14 protein-coding genes are annotated in these 17,613 nt (G+C 52.0%); 11 read left to right on the forward strand and 3 right to left on the reverse strand.

Annotation, left to right across the window (positions count from 1 at the left end; genetic code table 11):
* Positions 1–27: 27 nt before the first annotated feature.
* Complete coding sequence (locus ABD892_RS21370) at positions 28–3,306, reverse strand: mechanosensitive ion channel domain-containing protein (RefSeq protein WP_345198178.1); 3,279 nt, start codon at positions 3,304–3,306, stop codon at positions 28–30.
* Positions 3,307–3,413: 107 nt separating this feature from the next.
* Positions 3,414–4,805: a glutamine synthetase family protein gene (locus tag ABD892_RS21375; protein ID WP_345198180.1), complete on the reverse strand. Its 1,392-nt coding sequence runs from the start codon at positions 4,803–4,805 to the stop codon at positions 3,414–3,416.
* A 367-nt stretch (positions 4,806–5,172) separates the two neighbouring features.
* Here ABD892_RS21375 and ABD892_RS21380 point away from each other — a divergent pair, with 367 nt between their 5' ends.
* The 8 genes from ABD892_RS21380 to ABD892_RS21415 all read left to right on the forward strand — a co-directional run bounded on the left by ABD892_RS21380 (position 5,173) and on the right by ABD892_RS21415 (position 13,905).
* Entirely contained in the window at positions 5,173–5,949 is a 777-nt protein-coding gene (locus ABD892_RS21380; RefSeq protein ID WP_345198181.1) for a gamma-glutamyl-gamma-aminobutyrate hydrolase family protein, read from the forward strand.
* Between the two features lie 61 nt (positions 5,950–6,010).
* Positions 6,011–7,360, forward strand: coding sequence for a glutamine synthetase family protein (locus ABD892_RS21385; protein ID WP_345198182.1), 1,350 nt, complete (start codon positions 6,011–6,013; stop codon positions 7,358–7,360).
* A 60-nt stretch (positions 7,361–7,420) separates the two neighbouring features.
* Positions 7,421–8,800 carry an aspartate aminotransferase family protein gene (locus ABD892_RS21390; protein WP_345198183.1) on the forward strand — a complete coding sequence of 460 codons (1,380 nt, stop codon included), beginning with the start codon at positions 7,421–7,423 and terminating at the stop codon, positions 8,798–8,800.
* Positions 8,801–8,880: 80 nt separating this feature from the next.
* Positions 8,881–9,984 (forward strand): extracellular solute-binding protein, encoded by a 1,104-nt coding sequence (locus ABD892_RS21395; RefSeq protein ID WP_345198185.1) that lies wholly within the window; start codon positions 8,881–8,883, stop codon positions 9,982–9,984.
* A 145-nt stretch (positions 9,985–10,129) separates the two neighbouring features.
* On the forward strand, positions 10,130–11,254 hold the full coding sequence (gene potA / locus ABD892_RS21400; RefSeq protein WP_345198194.1) for a polyamine ABC transporter ATP-binding protein: 1,125 nt from the start codon (positions 10,130–10,132) through the stop codon (positions 11,252–11,254).
* A gap of 10 nt (positions 11,255–11,264) precedes the next feature.
* Positions 11,265–12,188, forward strand: a complete 924-nt coding sequence (locus ABD892_RS21405; protein ID WP_345198186.1) for an ABC transporter permease subunit — start codon at positions 11,265–11,267, stop codon at positions 12,186–12,188.
* Entirely contained in the window at positions 12,178–13,116 is a 939-nt protein-coding gene (locus tag ABD892_RS21410) for an ABC transporter permease subunit (protein ID WP_345198187.1), read from the forward strand. The genes ABD892_RS21405 and ABD892_RS21410 overlap by 11 nt, the downstream gene beginning before the upstream one ends.
* 21 nt (positions 13,117–13,137) lie before the next feature.
* Positions 13,138–13,905 (forward strand): substrate-binding periplasmic protein, encoded by a 768-nt coding sequence (locus tag ABD892_RS21415; protein ID WP_345198189.1) that lies wholly within the window; start codon positions 13,138–13,140, stop codon positions 13,903–13,905.
* Positions 13,906–13,949: 44 nt separating this feature from the next.
* Here the strand turns inward: ABD892_RS21415 and ABD892_RS21420 are convergent, their stop codons facing one another.
* The gene (locus ABD892_RS21420; RefSeq protein WP_425559328.1) at positions 13,950–14,564 is read right to left on the reverse strand and encodes a cupin domain-containing protein; all 615 of its coding nucleotides are present in this window, start codon (positions 14,562–14,564) and stop codon (positions 13,950–13,952) included.
* Positions 14,565–14,705: 141 nt separating this feature from the next.
* Between ABD892_RS21420 and ABD892_RS21425 the strand changes: the two genes are divergently transcribed.
* The 3 genes from ABD892_RS21425 to ABD892_RS21435 all read left to right on the forward strand — a co-directional run bounded on the left by ABD892_RS21425 (position 14,706) and on the right by ABD892_RS21435 (position 17,534).
* Positions 14,706–15,962, forward strand: a complete 1,257-nt coding sequence (locus ABD892_RS21425; RefSeq protein ID WP_345198190.1) for an MFS transporter — start codon at positions 14,706–14,708, stop codon at positions 15,960–15,962.
* A gap of 184 nt (positions 15,963–16,146) precedes the next feature.
* Positions 16,147–17,022: a cupin-like domain-containing protein gene (locus ABD892_RS21430; RefSeq protein WP_345198191.1), complete on the forward strand. Its 876-nt coding sequence runs from the start codon at positions 16,147–16,149 to the stop codon at positions 17,020–17,022.
* A 53-nt stretch (positions 17,023–17,075) separates the two neighbouring features.
* Positions 17,076–17,534 (forward strand): FAD-dependent oxidoreductase, encoded by a 459-nt coding sequence (locus ABD892_RS21435; RefSeq protein ID WP_345198192.1) that lies wholly within the window; start codon positions 17,076–17,078, stop codon positions 17,532–17,534.
* Positions 17,535–17,613 lie beyond the last annotated feature (79 nt).

The raw sequence follows: 17,613 nt of genomic DNA on the forward strand, positions 1-17,613 counted from the left end.
ACACGTCCGTGAAGGCACGACCCTCTTTCAACGTCGCTCAGTATGAAAGAAGATATCCTGCTTGGGCCAGGCGACAGTGATTTGGTGCTCTCTGAACAGGGTCTGAATCCGCGTATTGAGTGCATCGCGCACTCTCAGACGCTCATCCACATGGGTGACATAGACCCGCAACTCATATTGCAACGCACTGTCGCCATACTCCATAAACAATGCCAGAGGTTCCGGTTTCTCGACAACCCCGGGATGCTCCCGGGCTGCCTGCAACAGCAGTTTCTGTACCTCTACAGGGTCTTCATCGTGGGCGACATAAAAGGGCATGATAATACGAACCACAGAGCTGCTGAGGGACCAGTTGATCAGCTTTTCATTCACCAGCATTTTATTGGGGATGATGATTTCCTTGTTATCCCAATCAGTCACCGTCGTGGAACGGATTCGGATACGCGTCACTTCGCCGGTAATTTCCCCCAGAGTAATGGTGTCGCCTATCCGGACAGGGCGCTCAAACAAAATGATCAAGCCCGAGAAAAAGTTGGCGACAATTTCCTGCAAACCGATACCAATCCCCAGACCCAGTGCAGCAACCAGCCATTGCAGCTTATCCCAGCCGATGCCCAGTGTTGCCAGTGACAGGACAACGCCCAACCCGGTAATGGTATAGCTGAGCAATGTGGTCGCTGCATAACTGTTACCCGGACGCAGGTTAAGCCGTGAGAGAATCGTGACTTCCAGCAACCCCGGCAGGTTTCGCGCCAAGATAAACATGGTCACCAATACCAGGATACTGAGCAGCAGGTCACTGAGGTAAACCGGTACATCGCCCTTCGCATCCCCGACTTCCCAGAGCGTAATGTTGTTCATGAAATGCAGCAGCCCGAAAAGGTCCTGCCACAGCCAGTACAAGACAATCAGCAGCCCCACCACCATCAGCGCATTGATCAGCCGCAGTGACTGTTGCTCAACGGTCGCCAGATCAAGGGTCGGTTCTTCAAACGAGACGCTGTCCCCCTCCTCACTGCTTGCGGCTCGCCTGGAAATGGCACGGGAATACGCCAGCCGCCGCTCTGCCACATGCAGATTGCGCTTGATCAGTGCCTGGATCATGACTGTGACACCAACCAACAACAACGTGCCAACCAGCTGGTGTTGCATCTGCAATGCGGTGTAATAGTAACCGGATGCGGTGAGCGCCATCTGTCCGAGCGAAACCACCACCAGACCAGACAAAATCAGAAAATTCAGCATTTTTGAGCCCAGCAGCTCATCCGACGTTTTGACCATGCTGATGATGATCCAGGCTTGTAGCAATGAACCTGTCATCAGCAACAGCATGCCGATTAGGTCATGCTCAAGCTCCGTCGATTGCCCTTTCGCCAAGCTGACCACAAAAAACAGGGGGACCATGACCATGGCGAGGCGCCGCATTTGTCCCATCAACGCCCGGCAATCCCGTGCCAACCAGCCAAAATGTTCCATGCCGATATCATGCGGGGCATACACATGAATCCCCAACAGCATCAGCAGCCAAACAGGCGCAGTTTGAATCATGGCACGCCCGAGGTTTTCTACCCCGGGCCACGGAGGCGTCCCACTGGTCAGCGCCAGCCCAACCAGCATGAGCAATAATGGCACAGGTAACACCTGCAGGAGGCTTAAGGCTAACGCCTTGGGAGTATGCTTCAGGTTGTCATAGCGGATATGTCCAATATGTCGGGTCAGTGCCCGCTGCATGGCATGCAGGTAACGTCTACGCGAATGCAGCCAGGTGCAAAATGCCAAACAGAGGATGGTAATCAGCCAGTTGGCCCGCAATGTTGAGTAAACGTGCATCGCAATGCCTTTCCACGGAATCATTTCGATCTGCTGAAACAGCCGATCCGGTGCCGCCATCAGCCAGTCCATGCCCAGCTCATTATTACTGGCAATCCAATAAAGGCGTTCTTTCAGGGTTCGCGACAGATCACGCCCCTGGCTCAACAATTGTTGTTGGTCCAGCTCCAGACTGATCGCCGCCGTCAGCAGGTTACCCTGCTCTGTTGACAGGTCTTCCAGCAGTTTTTGGCGGGTACGCAGCAATCGCAGCAGCTCTTGACGATCGGAATCGCTCAAGGCGGTCTGGTTGCCGGCAGATTCCAGCAGTTTATCCACATAGCGTTCAGGCGGGCTGAGACGCTGTCTTTCCTGATCGTGATTGAATTTCTGTAATCGTGCCTGGGTGATGATGTGTGGGATCTCCTTGTTAACGGAGATCTTGGGCAGTTTCATGCGGCTTTCACGCAATAACGCCGCCAACCGGGGATTCTCTCCCAGCAACACTGATTTCTGCTGTACGCTCTGGCTGATCGCACTGACGCTCTTCAGCTGCTCCCTAACCTGGGTATTCTGCTCACTGATTTCACTGATCCGGTCGGTGATCGCCAGCAGTTCCTGGCTCAGCTCCATATTGATCACCGCTTCATTGCGCAGCAGCTCGCCCTTGCCGGCGCTGGAACGGGTAATATGCGAAGCAATGGCTACCGCCGCCTCACTGGCCGCGCGACGCTTGTAGTTGATGACGGTTTGCAGCGAAAGGACATCCAGTTCCAGCACCCGAACCTGTCGGGACAGCAATACCTGTCGGGCCGCGATCAACTCCAGCCGGATACTGCTGTTACGGATTTCCAGGTTAAGGCGGTTGTCCTGCTGCTGCAGTGCCGCCATCTCTGCTAAAAACAGGGACTTCTTTGCTTCTGCCATCGCACCCGGCGACGCTTCTGCCATCAGCAGATTCAGCTGCGAAGACAAGACTTTCAGGCGTTCCTGATTCTTGCTGATAATCGCCTGGTTATTTTCCGGGCGAGCCCGCTCAATGGTGACCAGGTTATTGGTATTCGCCAGCTGGGTTTGGCGCTCAGAGAGTTCCGCCTGCCGATCAATCAGGGCTTTCTTGAGATATTCCGGGGTTTGATGACGCAGTTTTTCCAGTAAATCCGTTTCGGTCGGAATCTCTGTGGATTTGATCTGTTCCTGAAGCCGTGTTGTCTCCTCCGGCGCATCTTCCAGTTGGAGCAACAGTTCATTCAACTGCTGCTGTTCACTGTCAGCCTGCTTGAGGAATTGCAGCGTCTGCTGGTAAATATCAGCCAGTGACTGTTTTTGCTCCGGCAACGGCTTATCCGCCGGCTTAAGCGTATCCAGCGCCTGGGTGATTGCCTCAATACTGGGGGGGCGGATGTCTGTGGGTAACGGCGCCGGATTTCCGACGGCCTGCGGGATACTGAGAAAAAAAGCACAGCCAAACGCCAACGCCCAATGCACTCTGTACATGACTTCCCTGTCATTCTGTGAAGATTTGATGCCTATACAGAAAGTCTAGAAGTTGGCTGTCTGACTACCTACTTATCCTGTGAATAATTTTTTAAGCGTGGGACTGATCAAACGCTCCCCAAAAACCACTCATACTCAACGCTTGAAATCACCTTCTCAAAGGTTTCCAGCTCCTGGTTCCGAATGGCCAGATAAACCTCAACAAATTCATCACCAAAATAGCGACGCAAAACCTCTGAGTTTTCCATGCGACGCATCGCATCCCGCAGATTATCTGGCAGAGAACGGGGATGGGTTTTACTGGCGTTTCCTGTGGAGACCGGCGGTGGGGTGATTTTTTCTGTCAAACCGTAGTGCATGCCTGCCAGAATCGCTGCAACCACCAGGTAGGGGTTGGCATCGGCACCGGGTACACGGTACTCAATGCGGGTATTGGCCGGATCACAGGCCGGAATCCGAACCGCCGTCGAGCGATTATCAAAACCCCAGGTCGGCGCGCAGGGTGTAAAGAACTCCGGTGCAAACCGACGGTAGGAATTCACATTGGGCGCCAGCAGTGCCATGGAATCGGCCATCAGCGCGAGCAATCCCCCAATAGCGTGTTCCAGTACCAGGCTGACCTGACCCTCAGTACCGGCAAATGCATTGTTGCCCTGTGCATCCAACAGGCTCATATGCACATGCATCCCGCACCCCGCCTGGTCAGGGTAAGGCTTGGCCATGAACGTGGCCTCAACGCCATGACGCAACGCCACGTTACGAATCACCCGCTTGAGCAGGATGGCATGGTCACAGGCCAGCACGGGATCACCCACATGATGCAGGTTCACTTCAAACTGGCCGGGCGCATATTCCGCGATAATGGAATCGGCCGGCAGCCCCTGTTCACGGGCGGCAGCGATCACATCCGCGAGGAAATCCGCGTAAGCATCCAGGTTATCGATGGAGTAAACCTGCGTTTCCGACTCCCGCTTGCCGGTGGCCGGTGAAAGGGGCGGCTGTGGCTTTTCACCGTCACGCTCGCGGTCTACAAGATAAAACTCCATTTCAACCGCGGTGACCGGCGTCAGCCCCAGCGCGCTGAATTGCTCATAAATCGCCAGCAAGCGATGCCGGGGGTCTGCAAAGAACGGTGCACCATTCAGCTCATGCATGGTCATCAACAACTGACCGGTCGGCTGGCTCTGCCAGGGCACAATGCAAAGGCTCTCATCGACCGGAAAACAGAGTCGGTCCGGATCGCCCTGCTTCAGGCCAAGCCCGGTTGCCTCAACGGTTTCACCCTGGATATTCAAACCAAACACAGACCCGGGAAGATAGACGCCCTTGCTGAACACTTTGGCCAGCACCGACCGATCCACCCGTTTACCACGGATCACACCATTGATATCAGGAATCAGGAGGTCGATGCGAGATACTGACGCGTGCGTCTCCAGAAAGGAGGAAAAACCGGTTTCAGACTTTACTGCATCCATAACGGTATCCGTTTTTGTTGTCATTATTCTTTGCCTTGGCACGGCTTCATGCTCGTTGCCTTTTGAGGTAACGCTGAACGCGTTTGTAAAATATTTCAACCATTATTTTGGGTTCACCAGTGAATATCAGCCCAAAGGGGAAGTCAATACAGCCAGCAACGGTCAAATTGGTGCACCGAACCCAAAAAACGCCCTGATAGAGGGCTTAAATCACCTGCTATTTTTGTATTTTTTTGTAATTGCCACAGGAAGAAGCTGGCGCTACGCGCGATGCTACGGTTTTGGCACATTGGCAGAGGTCTTGCTTTTACGCAGCAACAAGTGTTAAAAAAAACGAACAGTGCAGAACAGAAAATAACAAGATCAGAATTCCAATAAGCAAAGGTGATGCATGAGTACCGCATTCCGGCCGCAGTCAGGCCCGGTTCCCCTGGTCGGGGTCGTTGCAGACAGCAAGATGGTCGACCCGCACCGCTTCCATATGGCGGGGGAGAAGTATCTTACAGGTGTCGTTAATGGCGCAGATGCCCTTCCCGTGATTATTCCCTCATTGCCCGATCCCCTGGCCGCTGCCCCGCTACTCGACAGACTCGACGGCCTGCTCTTCACCGGTGGCTACTCTAATGTTGAGCCCCATCACTATGAGGGGGAACCCAGCAAGCCGGGCACACTGCACGACACACTCCGCGACCACACAACCCTGCCGCTGCTCCGTGCCGCTGTTGACGCGGGCGTGCCCTTACTGGGCATCTGCCGTGGATTCCAGGAAATGAACGTTGCCTGGGGCGGCACCCTGCATCAGGAACTGCATGAAACCGGCCTGTTCATGGAACACCGGGAAAACAAGGATGACCCGCTGGAGCAACAGTACAGCCCTGCGCACGACGTCACCATTGAACCCGGTGGCCTGCTGGCCGAACTGGTGGGTGAAGGCAAACAGCAGGTGAACTCGTTACACACCCAGGGCATTGATCGACTGGGTATCGGGCTGCAGGTCGAGGCAAGAGCGCCAGACGGTCTCATCGAAGCGATTTCCGTCCCCGACAGCAAGGCCTTTGCCTTGGCTGTTCAATGGCACCCGGAATGGAAAGTGAACGAATCCCCTTTCTATCTGTCTATATTTCAGGCCTTTGGCAAGGCATGCGCCGCACGGGCCGCCCGCCGGTAATCCTGATACTGGACAGCATCACAACGGATTTAGACACGTTAAAAACACAGGCTACAAACCAATGAAAAAATTAAGCGCCTGGCTTAAAGAGAACAAGATCACAGAAGTCGAATGCGTCATTACCGATTTCACCGGAATCGCCCGGGGCAAAATCATGCCCTGCAACAAATTCATTGATGAAAAAGGTATCCGCCTGCCGGAAAGCATACTGATACAAAGTGTCACCGGCGACTATGTCGATGATGACGTCTATGATGTTCTGATTGATCCAGCCGAGATCGACATGATTCTCAAGCCCGATGAAAATGCCGTGTTTATGGTGCCCTTCGCCCTTGAACCCACCGCCATGATCATCCACGACTGCTACGATAAACAGGGTAATCCCATCAGCATGTCCCCCCGCAATGTGCTGAAGAAAGTGCTCTCACTCTACGAAGCCAAAGGCTGGAAACCCGTCATCGCCCCGGAGCTGGAGTTTTACCTCACCAAGCGTAATGCCGATCCTGATTTTCCGCTTGAGCCTCCGATTGGGCGTTCCGGTCGACAGGAGTCCGGTCGACAGTCTTACAGTATTGATGCCGCTAACGAATATGATCCCATGTTCGAGGACGTCTACGATTGGTGTGAACAGCAGAACCTGGACATCGATACCCTGATCCATGAAGAAGGCACCGCTCAGATGGAGATCAACTTTCGTCATGGCGATGCACTGTCCCTGGCTGATCAGGTCTTCGTGTTCAAACGCACCGTGCGCGAAGCAGCCCTCAAGCACAACATGACCGCCACCTTTATGGCCAAGCCCATTGGTGATGAACCTGGCAGCTCCATGCATGTCCACCAGAGTATTCTGGACAGCAAAACCGGAATAAACATCTTCAGCAATGAAGATGGCACACAGACAGAGAGTTTCCTGCACTTTATTGGTGGCCAGCAGAAATACATTGCCGCCTGCATGCCGTTGTTTGCACCCAATGTAAACTCATACCGTCGTTTTCTTCCGGGCACATCCGCCCCCGTCAATGTCGCCTGGGGGATAGATAACCGGACCGTCAGTTTGCGGGTACCCGACTCTACACCTGCCGCACGCCGCGTAGAAAACCGTCTTGCCGGTGCAGACGCTAACCCCTACCTGGCATTTGCCGCCACTCTGTTGTGTGGTTATCTGGGCATGTTAGAGCGCGTCGCACCGGGAAAACCGGTTCAGGGTAGTGGCTACGAAGAGTCCAGTGCAGAGAGCCTGCCATTGAATCTGGAAGCAGCGCTGGAATGCATGGAAAACAGTGATGAACTCAAAGAAATCCTTAGCCCGATATTTGTTCAGGCCTACGTTGAGGTCAAGCGCGCCGAGTACCAGAATTTCAAGCGCGTTATCAGCTCATGGGAACGCAAATACCTGCAAATGACCGTCTAAATAAATCCATTTGTTGTGATCTGCCGGTCTCAGGCCGGCAGCTGCTTTCGGAGAATAATAATGAACGACATGACTTTGCCCCTTGATACAGCACAGCTACAGGCACTGGATCGCAAACACCACTTCCATCCGTTCAGTGATAACAAGGCATTGGGACAGGAAGGCGCCCGAGTAATTACTCGCGCGGAAGGTGTTTACCTTGAAGACAGTGATGGCAACCGCATTCTCGACGGCATGGCAGGCCTCTGGTGTGTGAATATCGGTTATGGTCGCAAGGAACTGGCAGACGTCGCTTATCGCCAGATGCAGGAATTGCCTTACTACAACAGTTTCTTCAAGACATCCCATCCACCCGCCATTGCCCTGGCTGAAAAGCTGGTAGAAGTCACACCTGCTCACTTGAACCATGTGTTTTTTACCGGTTCAGGTTCTGAATCAAACGACACTGTGCTTCGGATGGTGCGCCGCTACTGGGACCTGCAAGGTAAGCCGGGTAAGAAAACCATTATCAGTCGCCAAAATGCCTATCACGGCTCTACGGTTGCAGGCGCCAGCCTGGGTGGTATGAAGCCTATGCACGCCCACGGTGATCTGCCGATTCCGGGCATTGTGCATATCCAGCAGCCTTACTGGTTTGGTGAAGGTGGCGATCAGTCTCCGGAAGAGTTCGGTCTTCAGGCAGCCAAAGCCCTTGAAGATAAAATTCTGGAGCTGGGTGAAGACAAGGTTGCAGCGTTTATTGCCGAGCCAATACAAGGCGCTGGTGGTGTGATTGTACCGCCCTCCACCTACTGGCCTGCAGTGAAAGAAATTCTTGCCCGTTACGATATTCTGTTGATCGCCGATGAGGTCATCTGTGGTTTTGGCCGTACCGGTGAATGGTTCGGTAGCCAGTACTATGATCTGAAGCCAGACCTGATGCCCATCGCCAAAGGACTCTCTTCCGGTTACCTGCCCATTGGTGGTGTGATGGTTGGTGACAGAGTCGCGGATGTGTTGCTGGAGAAAGGGGGTGATTTCAATCACGGCTACACCTATTCCGGCCATCCCGTTGCGGCCGCCGTTGCCCTGGAAAACATTCGTATTTTACAGGATGAAAACATTGTCGAAACCGTCAAGGCTGAAACTGCCCCCTACCTGCAGAAGCGTTGGAAAGAACTCGCAGATCATCCCTTGGTCGGTGAAGCTCGTGGGGTTGGCATGGTTGGTGCTATTGAACTGGTCGCAGATAAGGCAGCAAGAACGCGCTTTGATGATCAGGGGACAACTGGCACACTGTGTCGCGATTTCTGTTTCAAGAACGGTCTGGTGATGCGTGCCGTAGGCGACACCATGATTATTTCACCACCACTGGTGATCAACCACGCAGAAATCGATGAACTGATCGAAAAAGCAGTACGCTGCCTTGACCTGACCTTCGAAGCAGTCAGGAAAGGTTAAGGTGGTTACGGGGCACCAGCCCCGTGTGCCCCGGCATAATAAAACAAGCCATAACAACAACGAGAAAACAGGGGAAAGGAATGTTCAAGAAAACAGGCAAGTTACTGGCATCTACCGCCGCGATCTGCGCGTTGGCGTCACCGCTGACCATGGCCGCGGAAAAGGTGCTGAACGTCTACAACTGGTCTGACTATATCGCTGAAGACACCATTGCCAAGTTTGAAGAAAAAACCGGCATCAAGGTGGTGTATGACGTGTTTGACAGCAACGAAGTACTGGAAGCCAAACTGCTGTCTGGTAAAACCGGTTTCGATATCGTCGTACCTTCAGCGTCATTTATGGCCCGTCAGATTGAAGCCGGTGTTTTTGCGCCGCTGGATAAGGAAAAACTGTCCAACTGGAAAAACCTGGACGGCAACCTGATGGCCCTTCTGGAAACCTACGACAAGGGCAATGCGCATTCTTTCCCTTATCTCTGGGGCACAACAGGTATCGGTTACAACCCTGAGTTGGTTGCCAAATACCTGGGGGAAGATGCACCGGTCAACAGCTGGGATCTGATCTTCAAGGAAGAAAATATCAGCAAGCTGAACCAGTGTGGCGTCGCACTGCTGGATGCGCCGACCGAAGTCATTCCTGCCGCGCTGAAATACCTCGGTCTTAATCCAAACTCCACAGACAAGGGTGACTACAAGCAGGCGGAAGCACTGCTGCAGAAAATCCGTCCACATATCACTTACTTCCATTCTTCCAAGTTCATTACTGACCTGGCCAATGGCGATATCTGTGTTGCGGTCGGCTGGTCCGGCGACATCCTGCAGGCGGCTGATCGTGCCGATGAAGCGGAAAATGGTGTTGCTGTTGAATACGTGATTCCCAAGGAAGGCGCAGGCATGTGGTTCGATATGCTGGCTATTCCAAAGGATGCTGAAAACATCGATGAAGCCTATGCCTTCCTGAACTACCTGCTTGAGCCTGAGGTCATGGCCGAAATTCAGAACTACGTCTCCTACGCAAGCGGTAACAAGGCTGCACTGACAATGGTCGATGAGGAAATCACCTCAAACCCCGGCATCTATCCGACCGAGGAAGCCGAGAAGAACCTGTATGTGTTCGAGGTGCTGCCTCCCAAGATTGATCGTCTGGTTACCCGGACCTTCACCAAACTGAAGACCAACAAGTAAGCGATTGAAACCGTGACAGCCTGCAATGCTCCCCGTCATTGCAGGCTGCAAGGCGCAAGAGAATTCATACAACATCCTGCACGTAATTAACGACTAACAATAAGAAGGGCGGGCTATGGCTGTCACCAGAAGTGCGGAACGGCAAATGACCGACGCAGGCTCCGGCAACGCACCAGAGAAAAAAGACGTCATTCTGCGTATCGATAATGTGTCCAAGCGGTTTGACGCAACCCTGGCCGTCGATAGTGTCTCTCTGGATATCTATAAAGGTGAAATCTTTGCATTGCTGGGAGGTTCCGGCTCAGGCAAATCGACCCTGTTGCGTATGCTGGCCGGCTTTGAAAAGCCCACCTCCGGACGCATCATTCTGGAAGGCCAGGACATCACCTCTCTGCCTCCCTACGAACGCCCGATCAATATGATGTTTCAGTCGTATGCACTTTTCCCCCATATGAGTGTGGAGAAAAACATCGCATTCGGCCTGAAACAGGACGGATTGCCCAGGGCGGAAATCGCCGATCGTGTTGCAGAAATGCTGCGACTGGTCCACATGAGCCAATATGCACGACGCAAGCCGCATCAACTCTCCGGTGGCCAAAGGCAGCGCGTCGCCCTCGCCCGCAGTCTCGCCAAACGTCCGAAGATGTTGCTGCTTGATGAACCCATGGGCGCGCTGGATAAAAAGCTACGGACAGAAATGCAGCTGGAAGTGGTCGACATTCTGGAAAATGTTGGTGTGACCTGCATGCTCGTCACCCACGACCAAGAAGAAGCCATGACCATGGCGAACCGTATCGGGATCATGGACAGCGGTTGGATTGTACAGACTGGCGCCCCCAAAGATATCTACGAAACCCCCAACAGCCGCATGACCGCCGAATTCATCGGTTCTGTGAACATGTTTGAAGGTCAGATTGTTGAGGATGAAGCGGACCATGTAGTCATCCAATCCCATTTGCTGGATACACCGGTCTTCGTGAATCACGGCATTACCTCGGCGGCTGAAGACCCGAATGTCTGGGTCGCGATCCGTCCGGAGAAAACCACGATCTCCACAGAGAAACCGAGTCGTGATCATAACTGGTCATCCGGCGTCGTTTATGACATTGCCTACCTGGGCGGCCACTCGGTGTATTACATCAAGCTACCGTCCGGCAAGGTGGTGCAATCCACCCATGTGAACACGCATCGGCATTCCGAACAGCCCACCTGGGATGACCCGGTGTTTGTCAGCTGGGAACCAGCCAGCGCCGTTGTCCTGAATTCCTAGGGAGGTAAGCATGAAAGCATTACAAACGCTTGCCGCGCCGTTACAGGGCGCCTTCGGTCGACGACTGGTTATCAGTATTCCCTATTTCTGGCTATTACTGTTCTTTCTGATTCCGTTCGCCATTGTCCTGAAAATCAGTTTTGCATCAGCCCAGATCGCCATTCCACCTTATTCGGATATTGTCGACTATGCCGATGAAACGCTGACGTTTGTCCTGAATATTGGCAACTACCTGTTACTGCTGGATGACGAACTCTATGTCGCCGCGTATCTGGATTCCATCGTCATCGCGTTTAATTCCACGATACTCTGCCTGCTGATTGGCTACCCCATGGCCTATGCGATGGCGCGGGCTCCCCAGCATATGCAGGCGACGTTGCTGCTATTGATCCTGCTGCCTTCCTGGACATCCTTCCTGATTCGGATCTATGCCTGGATTGGCCTGCTCAAGAATAATGGTCTGATCAACAATGCACTTATAAGCCTGGGTCTGATCAATGACCCTTTGCCCATGCTAAACACGAACTTTGCCGTTTATATCGGCATCGTGTACGCCTATTTGCCGTTCATGATCCTGCCGCTGTACGCCAACCTGATCAAACATGATCCATCACTGCTTGAAGCCGCCACCGATCTGGGCGCCAAGCCCTGGAAGGCGTTTCTCAAAGTGACTTTACCGCTATCAAAAGCCGGTATTATCGCAGGTTCGATGCTGGTATTTATTCCTGCGGTCGGTGAGTTTGTGATTCCTGAGTTACTCGGTGGCCCGGATACGCTAATGATTGGCCGTGTCCTGTGGCAGGAATTCTTCAACAACCGCGACTGGCCTGTGGCCGCAGCCCTTGCCATGGTCATGCTGGCACTGCTGCTGATACCGATCGCGTTGTTCAATCATTATCAGTCCCGGGAGTTGGAGGCTGAACATGAAAAATAATAAAAAACTGTCGTTCACATCCCTGATGTTCATCGCCGGTCTGATCTTTCTCTATGTGCCGATGATCATCCTGGTGATCTACTCTTTCAATGAATCCCGACTGGTGACTGTCTGGGCCGGGTTCTCCACCAAGTGGTACGGCGTTCTGCTGGAAAATGACCAGATGCTCGGCGCCATCTGGATGAGTCTGAAGGTCGCCTTTTACACGTCGTGCATGGCGGTAGTATTGGGGACAATGGCGGCTTTTGTCATGCTGCGATACCGCCGCTTCCCGGGTAAAACCGCGTTTTCCAGCATGATCACCGCACCGCTGGTCATGCCGGATGTCATTACCGGTTTGTCGTTGCTGCTGTTGTTTGTCGCACTGGCACAGCTGGTTGGCTGGCCAGCAGAGCGTGGTCTACTCACTATCTGGATAGCCCATGTCACCTTTTGTACTGCATACGCGGCGGTTGTCGTTTCTTCGAGACTTAAGGAGACGGATATATCCGTGGAAGAAGCGGCCATGGACCTTGGTGCACGCCCCGTGAAAACGTTTTTCCTGATCACCCTGCCGGGTATCGCGCCAGCGCTGGCGGCAGCATGGTTACTGTCGTTTACCCTGTCACTGGATGATCTGGTCATTGCCAGCTTTGTCTCAGGGCCTGGCTCGACCACACTGCCCATGGTTGTATTCTCATCGGTCAGAATGGGGGTAAGTCCTCAGATTAATGCGTTGGCTTCGCTTATCATACTGGCAGTTTCTTTAGCGGCCTTTATTGCCTGGTGGTTGATGCGCCGTGCAGAGAAACGTCGTTTACAGCAACTCGCGGCTGATATGGAAGATCTGGCACAACACAAAAAATCTGGTTCAGATATTGCATTGCGAAGAACCGTTCGCTCTGTAGTGGTTCCTGTCAACAAGGAGACTGTGACAGAGTCCGCCTGACCATTCAGAAAAGGGAGTCGTATGAAAAGAGCAATCATTACATGCCTTGGGATGGTGCTGTCAGCGATGATGACACTGGCGCACCCCGGCGAGGTAAAAGTCTCGTCGGCCACGTTCGCAGCCCCTGAGTGGGAAGGTTATACCAACAAGGATGGTACCGGGCTTTACTGGGAAGTTCTCAAGGCCGTGTATGAACCGGAAGGCATACGACTCCGTTTGAAGAACATGCCCTGGTCACGTGCCATGAAACTGGTCACCAAGTACCGCGTACTGGATGGCATTGTCGGTGAGTACCGTGATACCGAAGAGAACCTGCTCTTTCCTGAAGCTCCCATTGATGTCGAGTATCTGGCCGTCATCCATCGCAAAGATACTGGCATCGACTGGCAGGGACGCGAAACACTGACGGGTAAAACCGTCAGCTGGCGCCGTGATTACGATTTGATCACCGAGAGTGACATCGATTTCACACTGAAAGAAGTCGTCCGTCCGGCAAAAGCAATGGCATTGCTAGAGATCGGTGATATTGACTTCTTCATTGATGAATACGATGAAATTGAAAATATGCTCGCCGCCGAAGGCCTGGATGAAAGTGAATACGTCATCGAAGATCTGCCGCCAGGCAAAGACGTTTTCACCGGTTTTGTGAACCATACCAAGTCACAGCAGTTAATTGATATTTACAACCGCCGTATTAAAGAGATGGCAGGTAACGGTGAACTGGAAAAGATTTACCTGAAATGGGAAGTGGATATGCCGTCCAACCTGCTGGCACTCATCGCTGAATAAAGCTGACGTCAGACCCGGGTAAAACAAAAACGTCCGGGTCACGGTTAGAAGTTAGCCGGCGTCGTAGAACTGATCAGACGACAATTGACATCAAAAGGATTGTGGAAGCGGTGAGGCTGGGTACTGTCGAAATAGTAGCCATCACCGGTTTCCAGAATATACACCTGATCCGCAACCGTTAGCTCCAGACGACCCTCTACCACGATGCCGGCTTCCTCACCTTCATGCTTAAGCATTTCCATGCCGGTATCCGCACCCGGTGGATAGACTTCATCCATAAAGGCCATATCCCGCTTTGCCCGTGATTTTCCCACGACCTTCATGGAAATCTCACCCATACCAATGTCCAGCATTTCATTGGCACGGTATACCACCTGTTCAATGGCAGATTCATCGATATCCATGGAGAAAAACTCCACCAGCGACATGGGGATACCGCTCAGGACTTTCTTCAGTGAACTGACGGAAGGACTGACACTGTTCTTCTCGATCATGGAGATCGTACTGTTCGTCACTCCGGACCGCTTGGCCAGCTCTCGCTGGGAAAGATTGTGCAGCTTGCGTACTGCTTTCAGGCGTAATCCAACATCCAATGCGTACGTCTCCCTGGAACCAATCTGTAAAACATTCATCAACAAAGTGTTCAGTATATCTGACATTGTTAAGTTCTGTCTTGGCTGAAATGCAGACAAAAAACCGCTCATTCAGCCAGTGAAAGGGAACAAGGCGCCGATTCACAGGTCAATCCTACAGGGTCTGACTATAACCAGTAACACCTGACGCAACACTGGATAACGGATGTGTTAAATAAAACCAATGCACGAACACGGGATTTACTGGCGACGCTGGGTGGCAATTTTGTCGAACTCTATGATTTCACCGTTTATGGCTATTTCGCGCCCGTGATTGCCCGACAGTTTTTTCCGGACGATAACGCGACAGCCGGTCTTGTTGCCACCTTCATCACCTTTGCTCTCGGTTTCCTGATACGCCCTCTTGGCGCCATTCTGCTGGGACATATTGGCGACCAGCATGGACGACGCCATGCGTTACTTTTTAGCCTGTGGATAATGGCGGCAGCCACACTGTGCATGGCTCTTCTGCCGACTTACTCACAGGTCGGCTGGTATGCGCCTGCCGGATTGATTCTTTTACGTATGCTGCAAGGGCTGTCCATGAGTGGTGAGGTCAGCGGCACACTGGTCATGCTGGGGGAAAGTGCCAAACAGAACCGTGAAGGGCTTTACGCCAGTCTTGTCCATGTCAGCGGGCTGACCGGTATTATGGCAGGATCCGTCCTGGCCATGGTTATTCACATCGCATTACCCGAGGCGATAATTGAGGTCTACGGTTGGCGACTGGCATTCCTGGTCGGTGCGGCAGGCTGCATGATCGTTGCGATATTGCGTTATTACCTTCCCTCCGATACACACAACAAACCCGAAAGGCTTCCGATTCATCTGGTCATGGCACAGTACAAGATGCCCATGGTACGCGTGATGGCGATCAATCTGCTGAATGGTGTCTGCTTCTTTCTGATATTTATTTATATCAATGTGCACTGGTCAGAACACCTGGCACTTGATCGCTCCTTATCGTTAACCATTAACTCAGCCAATATGCTGCTTATGATTCTCTTGATCCCCTTGTTTGGACACCTTGCGGATCAATACTCGGCAATACATCTTCTATGGCGATGCGCAACGGCGGGACTTCTCCTGTACATCCCCCTTTACTGGCTCATTAACAGCCCGATACTCTGGCAGGTGATGCTGGCTCAAACGGCGTTTTCCATTCTGTTGGCGGGTTTTTATGGTACCAGTGCGGTTGTGTGCTTCCGGCTGTTACCCGAACCGGTCCGCATGACAGGGTTGGCACTGGGTTACAACCTGGCTCAGGGAGTATTTGGCAGCCTGACACCAGTCATCGCCCTGTGGCTGACTACGATTACGCAGGTACCTGAAACACCAGTTGTCTGGCTCATGGCCACGACCATCCTCGCACTGCTACTCATCAAGGATCTGGCTGATCATGAACCTTCCGGCGCAGTTTCGTGACAAAAACACCCGTGTTGTCATCGGATATACCTGTGCACAGTGGTTGGTTCTCAACTATACCTTCACTTGCGATTAAATCGGACACTCTCCGGTGAAAACTGTGTCGCACTTTTAAACCGTTAACAGACTATGATTCCGATGAACAGAAAGCACAGGCATTGCTTGTGAACAGTATGAGTTGCCCATGCAGTTAACCATTGATCGAATAGACAGGCGTACAATCAACTACCAAACATTTTTCGATAACTACTTAAAACCGGAAAAGCCTGTCATTCTGTCTGGAGAAGATCAATATAATCCCTCACTGCTGGAGCCTGATTTTATTAAAGCCCATTACCAGGTGGAAGAATACCGTCGGGAAGGCTGGTTTGATTCTCCGTTAAATAAAGAGGATCCCCATATCACCATCCCCCCCTTTATTCAGAAAACATTGTATCGACAGGATATTTCACTCAGACCCTATCCGATGCGCGTGTTCATGCAACCTAAGGGACACAAGACACTGGCACACTTTGATGGCAACAGTCTATCCGGCTTTAACTGGCAGATTGCCGGAGAAAAGCGCTGGATACTGGTGTCACCCAACACGCCTTTACCCTGCGCACCTTTTGCTTTTTTTGCGCTGGTTTCTCTCGCATTCAAAGTGAATCCTGCTCGCCATGATTTTTACGACTTCATCACGCGCCCCGGTGACGTCCTCTATTTACCACGTTACTGGTTTCATGAAGTTTATAGCCTTCAAGACAAGAATATTAATATTAACTGGGTTTATACCCCTTTAATGCCAAATAGAAATACCATCATTGGCCGCAGAGAATGCGAATTATTGAAATTGCGAAAAGTATTCAAACCCATCAATCGCATCATGCTGGATGATTTTGACGAATATGGCGGTAATGGTGTCACGATTGTGAATAATTATACCAAGGGTGTTCATACACGAACGGGCATATCCCGTTTCTTCAAGGAAATCGTCAAATTGCCAAAGTTTATCCTTCTCGGTAATGACCTGAAGCTCAGTGCACGACTGTTTTCACAGAATAACTTTAATATTCACTAGTCTCGCTCATTGCTCTAAATGGCCATCCTCATAAGTGTTCCGGTTAGCGACTGATGAAGCCACGCTATACAGAAAAACGACATGTTGCCATTATCGGTGCAGGGTATGCCGGACTGATCACGGCACATGCGCTGAAAGAAAAAGGCATTCAGGTATCCGTTTTTGAAAAACAATCGGGCCCGGGTGGTTTATGGCGTTATGCAGAGCGACATCGAAAGCCACCCGATATCCGACACAATACTGATCCATTAAGCAGTGCGATTTATCCAGGCCTGCGGACGAACCTTCCCATCGAATTAATGACACTGCCTAATCTGCCTGATTTCTTTACAGATCAAACTCTGTACACAATTTCCGAGTCATCAGGCAGTGCTCCAGTACCTGGAGCGATATGCCAGTTACAAGTCACTCAAAACCTGTACTTACTACGGCCAGGAAATTCTGCATATAAAACCCGAGACACTCTATTCATTACCTATAAAGCACAACCGATTTACACTCGTTATTCGTGACCTTAAATCCCGCTTAACCTTGGGAATGTGAGCAAGCTGGCCGTACTTTTGGCAACAGAGTACAGTTTTTGCACAAAAC

Source organism: Kistimonas scapharcae, assembly GCF_039540975.1.
Lineage (GTDB): Bacteria > Pseudomonadota > Gammaproteobacteria > Pseudomonadales > Endozoicomonadaceae > Kistimonas > Kistimonas scapharcae.

What these genes read in the sequence shown, in the direction of transcription:
- ABD892_RS21370 (WP_345198178.1), bottom strand. Translation starts at nt 3,306, where the DNA reads ATGTACAGAGTGCATTGGGCGTTGGCGTTTGGCTGTGCTTTTTTTCTC.
- ABD892_RS21375 (WP_345198180.1), bottom strand. Translation starts at nt 4,805, where the DNA reads ATGACAACAAAAACGGATACCGTTATGGATGCAGTAAAGTCTGAAACC.
- ABD892_RS21380 (WP_345198181.1), top strand. Translation starts at nt 5,173, where the DNA reads ATGAGTACCGCATTCCGGCCGCAGTCAGGCCCGGTTCCCCTGGTCGGG.
- ABD892_RS21385 (WP_345198182.1), top strand. Translation starts at nt 6,011, where the DNA reads ATGAAAAAATTAAGCGCCTGGCTTAAAGAGAACAAGATCACAGAAGTC.
- ABD892_RS21390 (WP_345198183.1), top strand. Translation starts at nt 7,421, where the DNA reads ATGAACGACATGACTTTGCCCCTTGATACAGCACAGCTACAGGCACTG.
- ABD892_RS21395 (WP_345198185.1), top strand. Translation starts at nt 8,881, where the DNA reads ATGTTCAAGAAAACAGGCAAGTTACTGGCATCTACCGCCGCGATCTGC.
- potA (WP_345198194.1), top strand. Translation starts at nt 10,130, where the DNA reads ATGACCGACGCAGGCTCCGGCAACGCACCAGAGAAAAAAGACGTCATT.
- ABD892_RS21405 (WP_345198186.1), top strand. Translation starts at nt 11,265, where the DNA reads ATGAAAGCATTACAAACGCTTGCCGCGCCGTTACAGGGCGCCTTCGGT.
- ABD892_RS21410 (WP_345198187.1), top strand. Translation starts at nt 12,178, where the DNA reads ATGAAAAATAATAAAAAACTGTCGTTCACATCCCTGATGTTCATCGCC.
- ABD892_RS21415 (WP_345198189.1), top strand. Translation starts at nt 13,138, where the DNA reads ATGAAAAGAGCAATCATTACATGCCTTGGGATGGTGCTGTCAGCGATG.
- ABD892_RS21420 (WP_425559328.1), bottom strand. Translation starts at nt 14,564, where the DNA reads ATGTCAGATATACTGAACACTTTGTTGATGAATGTTTTACAGATTGGT.
- ABD892_RS21430 (WP_345198191.1), top strand. Translation starts at nt 16,147, where the DNA reads ATGCAGTTAACCATTGATCGAATAGACAGGCGTACAATCAACTACCAA.
- ABD892_RS21435 (WP_345198192.1), top strand. Translation starts at nt 17,076, where the DNA reads ATGAAGCCACGCTATACAGAAAAACGACATGTTGCCATTATCGGTGCA.